Here is a 10,864-nt window from a genome sequence, read left to right on the forward strand (position 1 = left end):
CCGGCCGCCGGAGCGGGCCGGGGCACACGGGGCTCAGGACGCGGCTGCCGCGTCCGCCGCCCGGGCCTTGAGGGCACGCTCGACACCCGCGCGCGCCTCCGACACCAGACGGCGCAGACCCGCGTTCGGCTCGGCCGAGGCCAGCCACGCGTCCGTCGCGTCCAGCGTCGCGCGCGAGACCTGGAGGGACGGGTACAGCCCCACCGCGACCTGCTGCGCGATCTCGTGGCTCCGGGTGTCCCAGACCTCCTTGACCGACGCGAAGTACTTCTCCGTGTACGGGGCCAGCAGCTCGGCCTGGTCGGACTGGACGAAGCCGCCGATCACCGCCTCCTGCACGGCGTTCGGCAGGTCGCCCGACTCCACGACCGATGCCCAGGCCTGCGCCTTGGCATCCGCCGTGGGGCGCGCCGCCCGGGCGGTGGCCGCGTGGCGCTGGCCCGCCGCCGTGGCGTCCCGCTCCAGCTCGGCCTCGATCGCCGCCTCGCCGGCCACGCCCGTCGCCACCAGCCGCTCCAGGAACGCCCAGCGCAGCTCGGTGTCGACCACCAGGCCCTCGATCTCCGCCGAGCCGTCCAGCAGCGCCGACAGGTACGTCAGCTGCCCCTCGGTCCGGGCCGTCGCCGCGAATGCACGGGCCCACGCCAGCTGGTGGTCGCTGCCCGGCGCCGCCGCCCGCAGGTGCTCCAGCGTCGCCTCGGTCCAGGTGGCGAGGCCCTGCTCGCGCCACGCCGGGTCGGCGTAGAGGTCGAGTGCCAGCTTCACCTGGCGGTGCAGCGACTGCACGACGCCGATGTCCGACTCCTTGCCGATGCCCGACAGGACGAGGGAGAGGTAGTCGCGGGTCGCCAGCTCGCCGTCGCGGGTCATGTCCCAGGCCGAGGCCCAGCACAGCGCGCGCGGCAGCGACTCGGTGAAGTCGCCCAGGTGGGCGGTGACGTTGGCGAGGGACACCTCGTCCAGGCGGACCTTCGCGTACGAGAGGTCGTCGTCGTTCAGCAGCACCACGGCCGGACGGGCGCGGCCCACCAGCTCGGGTACCTGCGTCAGACCGCCGTCGATGTCCAGTTCGATCCGGTCCGTGCGGGTCAGCAGACCGTCCCGCAGGTCGTACAGGCCGATCGCGATGCGGTGCGGGCGCAGCACGGGCTCGCCCTTGGCGCCCGCCGGCAGTGCCGGGGCCTCCTGGCGGACGCCGAAGGCCGTGATGACGCCCTGCGCGTCCGTCTCGATCTCCGGGCGCAGGACGTTGATGCCGGCGGTCTCCAGCCACGCCTTCGACCAGGCGGTCAGGTCGCGGCCCGAGGTCTCCTCCAGGGCGCCCAGCAGATCGGACAGGCGCGTGTTGCCGAAGGCGTGCGCCTTGAAGTACGCCTGCACGCCCTTGAAGAAGGCGTCCATGCCGACGTAGGCGACGAGCTGCTTGAGCACCGAGGCGCCCTTGGCGTACGTGATCCCGTCGAAGTTGACGAGGACGTCGTCCAGGTCACGGATGTCGGCCATGATCGGGTGCGTGGACGGCAGCTGGTCCTGCCGGTACGCCCAGGTCTTCATCGAGTTGGCGAAGGTGGTCCAGGCGTGCGGCCACTTCGAGCCCTCGGCGTAGGCCTGGCAGGCGATCGAGGTGTAGGTGGCGAACGACTCGTTCAGCCACAGGTCGTTCCACCACTCCATGGTGACCAGGTCGCCGAACCACATGTGCGCCAGCTCGTGCAGGATCGTCTCCGCGCGCACCTCGTACGCCGCGTCCGTCACCTTCGAGCGGAAGACGTACTGGTCGCGGATGGTGACGGCGCCCGCGTTCTCCATCGCACCCGCGTTGAACTCGGGCACGAAGAGCTGGTCGTACTTGGCGAACGGGTAGTCGTACGCGAACTTCTCCTGGAACCAGTCGAAGCCCTGCCGCGTCACCTCGAAGATCGCGTCGGCGTCGAGGAACTCCGCGAGGGAGGGCCGGCAGTAGATGCCGAGCGGCACGGACTGCCCGTCCTTGCCCTCGTAGGAGCTGTGCACCGCGTGGTACGGGCCGGCGATCAGCGCGGTGATGTACGTCGAGATGCGCGGGGTCGGCTCGAAGCGCCAGACGTTGTCCTTGACGTCCTCGGGAGCGGGCGTCGGGGAGTTCGAGATGACCGTCCAGCCCTCGGGGGCCGTCACCGTGAACCGGAAGGTGGCCTTCAAGTCGGGCTGCTCGAAGCTGGCGAAGACCCGCCGCGCGTCCGGCACCTCGAACTGGGTGTACAGGTACGCCTGCTCGTCGACCGGGTCGACGAACCGGTGCAGGCCCTCGCCGGTGTTGGTGTAGGCGCAGTCCGCGACGACGCGGAGCTCGTTGTCCCCCGCGGCCAGGTGCTCCAGCGCGATCCGGGAATCCCGGAAGACGGCGGCCACGTCGAGGGTCTCGCCGTTCAGGACGACCTCGTGCACGGACGGCGCGACGAGGTCGATGAAGGTCGCGGCGCCCGCCTCGGCCGACTGGAAGCGCACGGTGGTCACGGACCGGTAGGTGCCCCCCTCCTGCGCACCGCCGAGATCGAGTTCGATCTCGTACGAGTCGACGGTGAGCAGCTTCGCCCGCTGCTGAGCCTCTTCACGGGTGAGATTCGTGCCAGGCACGCGGTCATCTCCTTTGATGGTGACGTTGCCGCCCCATCCTTCCACGCGGCCCCGCGCCGGCGCGCCCGAGTAATCCACGGGCGAACAGGGTCGGGCACCGCCGCCCCCCGGGCGCCCTCCCGGCCACCGCCCCGGACGTCTTCGCACGCCGAAGGGGCGGCGCCGGCGCGGGCGCCGCCCCTTCGGCGGTTGCGGGTCGGGCCGACCGGCGATCGGCGTGATCAGCCCTGACGCAGTTCGTCGGCGACGAGCTCCGCGATCTGGACCGCGTTCAGCGCGGCGCCCTTGCGGAGGTTGTCGTTGGAGAGGAACAGCGCGAGGCCGTTCTCCGTCGTCTCGTCGACGCGGATGCGGCCGACGTACGAGGCGTCCTTGCCCGCCGCCTGGAGGGGGGTCGGGATCTCGGAGAGCTCGACGCCCGGGGCGTCCGCGAGCAGCTCGTAGGCGCGCTCCACACTCAGCGGACGCTCGAAGCGGACGTTGACCTGGAGCGAGTGGCCCGAGAAGACCGGCACGCGCACACAGGTGCCGGAGACCTTGAGCTCCGGGATCTCCAGGATCTTGCGGGACTCGTTGCGGAGCTTCTGCTCCTCGTCGGTCTCGAAGGAGCCGTCGTCGACCAGGTTGCCCGCGAGCGGGACCACGTTGTACGCGATCGGCCGCTTGTAGACGGCCGGCTCCGGGAAGTCCACCGCGCCGCCGTCGAAGGTCAGCTGGTCGGCGGCCTCGGAGACCGCGCAGGCCTGGCCCTTGAGCTCGGCGACACCGGCCAGGCCCGAGCCCGACACGGCCTGGTAGGTGGTGGCGACCATCGCCTTCAGGCCGGCCTCGTCGTGCAGCGGGCGCAGGACCGGCATGGCGGCCATGGTGGTGCAGTTCGGGTTGGCGATGATGCCCTTGGGGCGGTTCTTGATCGCGTGCGGGTTCACCTCGGAGACGACCAGCGGGACCTCGGGGTCACGACGCCAGGCCGAGGAGTTGTCGATCACGACGGCGCCCTGCGAGGCGACCTTCTCCGCGAGGGCCTTGGAGGTGGCGCCACCAGCGGAGAAGAGCACGATGTCCAGGCCGGAGTAGTCGGCCGTGGAGGCGTCCTCGATGGTGATCTCGCGGCCCTCCCACTCCAGGGTCGAACCGGCCGAACGGGCCGAGGCGAACAGCCGCAGCTCGTCCACCGGGAACTTCCGCTCGGCGAGGATGCCGCGCATGACTCCGCCGACCTGTCCGGTGGCTCCGACGATTCCGACCCTCACGGTGACTCCCTCATGTGTTGCGTTCGACGCGGGCGCGCGTAAGGCCATCATGCGTTCGGTCCTACGAGCCTTGTCCAATCCATTGTCCGAGGTGCGGACGATCTCCCGCGTGTGAACACCGTGCCGGATCCGTCACAACCCCGCCGCCGGCTCGCCCTGGACCCCGTTTCACCTGGTCAGCGGCGGTATCGGCGCCGGGAACGCCCGAAGGGGCGGCGCTCGGTCGAGCGCCGCCCCTCCGGTGTCGTACGTACTACGGCAGGACCTTGTCGATCTGCACGCTGCCGGTGCCCGCGGCGGTACCGCGGCCGTTCAGCAGCTGGACCTGGCCGAAGAACTGCCGGCCCTCGGGGGCCGCGCTGCTGACCAGGACGTTCGCCGAGACCTGCGCGCTGGCGCCGTTGGCGAGGTTCACCGCGGCGGCCTCGTCGACCTGGACGGAGCCCAGGGCGGTCGAGAAGTACACGTCGCGGTAGTCGTACGTGGTGCTGCCGGACGGGACGGCGTAGCCGATCACCTTGATGCTGTAGGTGCCCGCGGCCGGGTTGAGCAGGCTCACGGCCTCCTCGGAGTCGCCGTCGGCGGAGGAGCCGACCTTGACGCCGTCCTTGTAGACCTCGAGGTCGAGGTCGGCGGCGGCGTCGGAGACCTTGCCGATCGCGACGTCGAGGCGCGAGACGCCCTCGCCGACGGTGACCTCGGTGGTCTGGGTCTCACCGGCGGCGATGGTCGGCTTGGCGACCTTCGCGGAGCCGAGCGGGCCGCCCTGGAGCTTGCCGCCGCTGATGGCCGCGGCGTCGTTCTTGATGCTCCACTGGACGGGCGCCGGGGTGCCCTGCTTGACCTCGGGGAGCACCTTGACCGCGGGGTCGAAGGTGGCGCCGAGGACCGAGACGTCCAGCTTGTACGGGTTGTCGAGCAGCGGCGACGTACGGCGCGACTCGACCTCGATCTCCCAGACGCCCGGGGTCGGGTCGGCGTAGGAGCGCAGGTCGGGGCGGCACTTGTTCGCCGGGTTGTCGTAGTTCGGGTAACACTGCGTCGTCGCGCTGTCCTCGACGCCCGTGCCGTACGGGTGGATCGAGATGAAGCGCGTCTGGCTGCCGGCCGCGAGGCCGCCGAGGGCGACCTCGAGGGTCTTGGCGCCCTGCGGGACGGTCACGAAGTACGACTTGTGGCTGTTGCGCTGCACCGAGGAGGTGTCCGACAGCGCGAACGACGGCTTCGCCAGCGGGGCCGAGGCCACGACCGTGGTCATGATCTGCTTGTCGATGCCCTCGGTGGTCTCGTCGTCCAGCTGCAGGATGCCGCTGTGCACGCCGGCCGACTTGACGTTGGCCTCGACCTTGATGGTGACGGGCTTGTTCAGCGGCAGGGTGACGTAGTCGTAGCCGCCGACGACCTTGAAGGTCCCGTCGTTGTTGCGCCAGCTCAGGTTGTGCCGGGTGCCGTACTTGACGCCCGTGGTGCGGGTGACGACGACGTCGTAGACCTTCTTCTGGCCGACCTTCAGGCCGCCCTCGCGGTCGTAGAGGCCGGTGCCGAAGCCCGGGGTCTTGAGGAACTGGTCGATCGCGGTGTCGACCGGGGCCTTGACGCTGAACTCGTTGGCCTTCGCGCCGCGCTGGAGGGACTCCCACGCGTCGACGATGTTGATCAGACCCGCGCCCTGGGCGTGCGCCGGGACGTCGTCGATCTTCTTCGCGGTGCTGGTGAGCGCCACGCGCAGGCTCGCCGGGGTCACCGCGACGTGCTGCTGCTTGGCCGCTGAGAGGAGCAGGGCGCTGGCGCCCGTCGCCTGCGGCGAGGACATCGAGGTGCCCTGGAGCATGGAGTAACCGGCCGGCAGGGTGTAGCCGGCCTCCTTCACCGGGGAGCCGGGCAGCCAGGTCTGCGTGGTGTTGATGGCCGCACCGGGGGCGGTGAGGGTCGGCGTCATGCCGCCGTCCTCACGCGGACCGCGCGAGGAGAAGGGGAACATGTTGTACTTCTTGGTCACGCCGGAGCCGTAGTTGGCGGCCCAGGTCTCCTTGGAGACCGCGGCGCCCACGGAGATGACCTTGTCCGCGAGACCGGGGTCGCCGATCGTGTTGACGCCCGGGCCCTCGTTGCCGGCCGAGATGACCAGCTGGACGCCGTAGGTGTCGATCAGGTTCTTGTAGAGCTCGGCGCGCGCGTTGTTGCCGTCGTTGAGCGCCGGCAGACCGCCGATGGACATGTTGACGATGTCCACGCCGCGGTTGGCGACCAGGTCGATCATGCCCTCGGTCAGCGCGACGTTGGTGCAGCCGCCGGACCAGGAGCAGGCGCGCGAGGAGACGATCTTGGCGCCGGGCGCCTCGCCGTTCATCTTGCCGCCGAAGAGGCTGTTGGCGGCGGTGATGCCCGCGACGTGCGTGCCGTGCTCGGACTCGATGATGCCGATGTTGACGAAGTCGGCCTTCTTGCCGACCCAGTCACCACCCAGCGGGTCCATCGGGACGTCCTTGCGGATCTGGATCACGAACGGGATCCGCTCGGCGACGTCGGTCGCCGGGTTGTCCGTGCCGAAGTAACCGATCTGGTAGCCGTCCTTGTACGGCTTCATCGGCTCGTTGTTCGTGAAGTCGCCGTCCTGGTCGGTGTCGACGCGGACGGTGCCGGCGGCGGCGTCGTAGAGCATGCCGAACCGGTCGGTGGTGTCACCGTCCCGGTTGACGTCGCCCTTCTCGTCACCGGTGGCGGTGATCGACTCGCTGAAGCGGCTCCACTGGTACGAGCCCTCCGGGGCCTTCCAGCTCTGGCCGCCCGCGGTGAAGGTCCCGCCCGTGGCCGTGACCGGGGTGATCTGGGCGCGCCAGGTGGCGTCGTTGTCCGTGATCGGGTCGGTCGCGGTGACCCAGTCGACGATCTTGCGCTCGCCGGTGGTGGTCTTCTGGAGCGCGGGGTGGCCGAGGTCGACGCCGGAGTCCAGGATGCCGATGGTCACGCCGCGGCCGTCGGCCTGCGGGTTCTTGGCGACGAAGTCGACCGCGCCCGTCTCGAAGGACGGGTTGTACGGGTTCTTCGCCGGCGTGTCCTTGCCCGGCCCCGGGTAGGTCTCGGCCGCGGTCTTCTTGCTCGCGCCGGCGTCCTTGCCCGAGTCCGGCCTCGGGTCCGACAGCTGGATCTCGTGCTTGAGGTCCATGGCGTGGACGGAGGACAGCTTGCCGGCTTCCTTCAGCGCGGCCTCGGCCTTGCCGGTGGGGATCGTGGCGCGCACGTAGCCGAGCTTGTCGTTCGTCTGGCCCACCGAAGCGCCCTGTACGGCACCCAGCTGGTCGGCGACCTGCTTGGTCTGACCCGGCGCGGTGGCCACCATGACGGTGACGGTCGCGTCACCCTTGGCCTTGGCGTCCTGGAGCAGTTCGGCGTCGGACGAACCGAGCTTCTGGTCCGCGGACTTGACCGCCGTCGGGGCGCCGGGGTCAGTGGCTCCCGTCGCGGCGAAGACGGGCATCGCCCCGGACGCGCAGAGCGCGGCCACCAGGCCTGCGGCCGCCGCGACGCGGGCGACGCGCCTGGAGGCCGGTATTGCCCCGGTTGTGGAGCTGGGGGATTCGAGGGTCATCAGCATCCCTGGCTAAGTGAAAGATACGGTCCGGATTTCGGTGCCGGATGACCGGTCAGCCTTGCGCAAGTGACCACTGTTTGGGGAGACATGTCATTGACCGAGACCTGACATGGCGGACACCCGCCAGGGTGGGGTTTCCGCCATCGGGAACAACTCGGGGCAAGCCGGGGCGACTTGTGCCGGTCAGGTAGTGGATTTATCGACTTACAGGCCGTGTGGCAGGGGTCTGTCAGGGTCTGGTCTCACCCGAGGTGTGACAGATTCCGACCGTTCAGCGCTCGCGCGTGCGCGCGTAGTGGCGCGAGGCCTTGGCGCGGTTGCCGCAGACGGCCATCGAGCACCAGCGCCGGGTGCCGTTGCGCGAGGTGTCGTGGAAGTGCAGCACGCACGTCTGTGAGGCGCACTTGCGGATCCGGTCCGGCGCGGACCCCAGCAGGCCCAGGTAGTCGCGGGCCGCGAGCCAGGCCGGCCCCCAGGCCGGGTCGTCGAACTCGGCCCGCTCGCCCGGTCCTTCGGCGGTGAGCGTGGCCCGGATGCGGCCGTGCTCCAGTACGGCGTCGATCAGTTCGCGGGCGTCGGCGTCGGCCGGGTCCGCGACGGCGCGGGCCAGCGCCTCGCGCGCGGTCAGCAGGTGGACCAGGGTCGACTTGTCGGCGCGGAAGCGGGGGGCCAGGCCCGTGCTCTCGAGCCAGAGGCCCAGCCCTTCGAGGCGGCTCAGCCCGAAGGCCCCGGCGAAGAGGTCGGCGGGCTCCCCGTTCGGCATCCAGCGCGTGTTCACCAGGTCGAGGGCGAGCGGCTCCCCGGTGAGCGGACGGGGGTCCGTCGTCGGTACTGCCGTCATGTCCGCCTCCTCGCACCGCTAACCCCTCAAGGGTACGTGACCGGTTGACGCACCGGGATCTAACCCCTAACGTCGCCCTAGGAGGTTAGATCCGAACGTCGGACATCCTCGGGAAGGGAACCCTCATGACCACCACCACCGCCGCCCTCCGCACCGGGCACGTGGGCCTCAACGTCACCGACCTGGAGCGCTCGCTCGCCTTCTACCGCGACGCCCTGGGCTTCGGTCTGCTCGGCGAGGGCAAGGAGGACGGGCGCCGCTTCGCCTTCCTGGGCCGGGACGGCGAGCTCGTCCTCACCCTCTGGCAGCAGGCGGACGACCCGTACGCCCCGCGGGCGGCCGGACTGCACCACCTCGCCTTCTCCGCCGGAGCGATCGAGGAAGTGCGGGCGTACGAGGAGCGGCTGCGCGGCCTGGGCGTCGACTTCGCCTACGAGGGCGTCGTCGCCCACCGCGAGGGCGCGGCCTCGGGCGGGATCTTCTTCCACGACCCGGACGGCACCCGCCTGGAGATCTCCGTGCCGACCGGCGCCGAGGGTGCTCCCGCACCCGTCGAATCCGCTCCCACCTGCGGTTTCTTCTAAGGAACGGGGAAGTGAGGGCCGTCATGGACCGGTACCACCAGGGCTCCCTGGCCATCCAGGAGCGGGTCGGCGTCCGTACGCTCGCCGAGCACGTCGGCCGCTCGATCGGACCCGGCATCCGGGACGTGGCGGCCGCCTTCCTCGCCCTCCAGCCCCACCTCGTCGTCGGCGCCGCCGACGGCGCGGGACGGCTGTGGGCCTCGCTGCTCACCGGTCCGCCGGGCTTCGTCCGGGCCACCGGGCCGGACCGGATCGCGGTCCGCGGGGGCCTGCCGGACGGGGACCCGCTCGCCGGGGCGCTGGCCGCCGCCGGCACCCGGGTCGGCACCATCGCCCTCGACCCGCGCACCCGGCGCCGGATGCGGCTCAACGGCACCCTCGCCGTGACGCCCGGCGGCTTCGCGGTGGCGGCGGAGGAGGTCTTCTCCAACTGCCCGAAGTACCTGCAGAAGCGGCAGCCGCTGGAGCTGGTCGCCGAGGGTCCCGGAACCGTACGGCGCTCCGCGTCGCTCACCCCGGACCAGGAGCGGGCCGTGCGCGGCGCCGACACCTTCTTCATCTCCACCACGGCGGAGGCGGGCGGGGCCGACGCGAGCCACCGGGGCGGGATGCCGGGCTTCGTGGAGGTGCTCTCGCCCACCGAACTGCGCTGGCCGGACTATCCGGGCAACGCGATGTTCCTGACCCTGGGCAACCTCGCGCTCGACGAGCGGGCCGGACTCCTCTTCCCCGACTGGGAGGGCGGCGGGCTGCTCCAGCTGAGCGGGCGGGCCCGGACCGAGTTCGGAGCCGACGGGGGCCGCGAGGTCCGGTTCCGGGTGGAGGCGGTGGTGCAGAGCCTGCATCCGGGGCGGCTGCGCTGGAGCGCCCCGGAGTACTCCCCGGCGAACCCGGGCCTCCCGGGCGCCCCTCACCGGGGCAGGACCACCAGGTAGGCGGCGGGCTCCCGGTCGACCGAAGCCGTCAACGCGGTCCGGACGACCGCGGCCTGCTGCTCGGGCCAGTCGCGCAGCTTGCGCGGGGTGATGTGGATGACGGTCACCCCGAGCCGCTCCAGGGCGTCCCGCTTGCGGACGGTCTCCGACCACTGCTCGTCCTCGCCCTGGCGGGGAGCGCGGGTGTCGATCTCGACGGCGACGGCTTGCTCGGGCCAGTATGCGTCGACCCCGCCGAGGTGGGGGCCACCGGGCAGCCGCAGGTCCACGTTCCAGACCGGCTCCGGGAGCTCGTACCCCCGTACGAGCTGGTACAGCCGGTCCTCGGCGATGGCCCGGCCCTCGGCGAGCAGGGACTCGACGGCGTCGACCACGTGCGGCCGGTCCAGCAGCCGGGCCACCGTCAGCTCCCGCACGACGGCCGCCGGTTCGCAGTGCCCCGCGCGGACGGCCTCGCTCAGCAGGCGGCGTACGGTACCCGCGTCGGAGAGCCGGGCGACGGCGTCGGCGACGGCGCGGGCGACCGGCGCGACGGGCAGGCCGGTCACCTGCGTCGGCCGGGGCGGGGTGTGCGTGCGGATGATGCGGACGCCGCCGGTGGAGCGCAGCCGACGGGTGTTCGAGACGAGTACGTCGATGTGCGCGAGCGCCGTGAGCGCGGGGGCCGCGCCGAACCGGTACAGGGCGAGGGCGGCGAGCCCGGTGATCATGGTTTCGTCGGCGGTGCGGCGCCCGGCGTACAGCAGGGCGGCGTGCAGCCGCTCCTCGCTGGTCGGGGGGCCGGGGTGGAGCAGGAACACCCCCGGCAGGATCTGCTGCCAGGCCCGGCCGGCGGCGTCGGAGGCGCTGACGCCGTGCTCGCGGAGCTGCGCGAGGGTGAGCACGCGGGGCCGGCTGCCGGTGAGGTGGGTGAGGGGGAGGGGCGCGTTGTGGTTCATGCGGCGGAGATTCCCGCACGGCGGGGGCCCGCTAACCCCTGTTACGTTCCCGTCGACAAATCGGGACAAGCCCGCACTAAAGTACGGCCGTTCGAAAGCCGATAC

The 10,864-nt window shown here is 71.4% G+C and carries 7 protein-coding genes; 2 read left to right on the forward strand and 5 right to left on the reverse strand.

The features are described 5' to 3' along the window. Positions 1–33 precede the first annotated feature (33 nt). The 4 genes from pepN to OG861_RS20650 all read right to left on the reverse strand — a co-directional run bounded on the left by pepN (position 34) and on the right by OG861_RS20650 (position 8,302). Entirely contained in the window at positions 34–2,616 is a 2,583-nt protein-coding gene (pepN, locus tag OG861_RS20635; protein WP_330261836.1) for an aminopeptidase N, read from the reverse strand. Between the two features lie 221 nt (positions 2,617–2,837). Beyond that, on the reverse strand, positions 2,838–3,869 hold the full coding sequence (locus OG861_RS20640; protein WP_329195281.1) for an aspartate-semialdehyde dehydrogenase: 1,032 nt from the start codon (positions 3,867–3,869) through the stop codon (positions 2,838–2,840). Positions 3,870–4,122: 253 nt separating this feature from the next. Further along, a complete protein-coding gene (locus tag OG861_RS20645; RefSeq protein WP_329195279.1) occupies positions 4,123–7,458 on the reverse strand; it encodes a S8 family serine peptidase in 3,336 nt (1,111 codons plus the stop codon). A 274-nt stretch (positions 7,459–7,732) separates the two neighbouring features. Further along, the gene (locus OG861_RS20650) at positions 7,733–8,302 is read right to left on the reverse strand and encodes a CGNR zinc finger domain-containing protein (protein WP_329195277.1); all 570 of its coding nucleotides are present in this window, start codon (positions 8,300–8,302) and stop codon (positions 7,733–7,735) included. Positions 8,303–8,427: 125 nt separating this feature from the next. Between OG861_RS20650 and OG861_RS20655 the strand changes: the two genes are divergently transcribed. Both OG861_RS20655 and OG861_RS20660 read left to right on the forward strand, forming a co-directional pair. After that, positions 8,428–8,886, forward strand: a complete 459-nt coding sequence (locus OG861_RS20655; protein WP_329195275.1) for a VOC family protein — start codon at positions 8,428–8,430, stop codon at positions 8,884–8,886. A gap of 23 nt (positions 8,887–8,909) precedes the next feature. Then, a complete protein-coding gene (locus OG861_RS20660) occupies positions 8,910–9,821 on the forward strand; it encodes a pyridoxamine 5'-phosphate oxidase family protein (RefSeq protein ID WP_329202183.1) in 912 nt (303 codons plus the stop codon). Here OG861_RS20660 and OG861_RS20665 read toward each other — a convergent pair. Beyond that, on the reverse strand, positions 9,797–10,759 hold the full coding sequence (locus OG861_RS20665; protein ID WP_329195273.1) for a hypothetical protein: 963 nt from the start codon (positions 10,757–10,759) through the stop codon (positions 9,797–9,799). The genes OG861_RS20660 and OG861_RS20665 overlap by 25 nt on opposite strands. Positions 10,760–10,864 lie beyond the last annotated feature (105 nt).

Source organism: Streptomyces sp. NBC_00539, assembly GCF_036346105.1.
Taxonomy (GTDB): Bacteria; Actinomycetota; Actinomycetes; order Streptomycetales; family Streptomycetaceae; genus Streptomyces.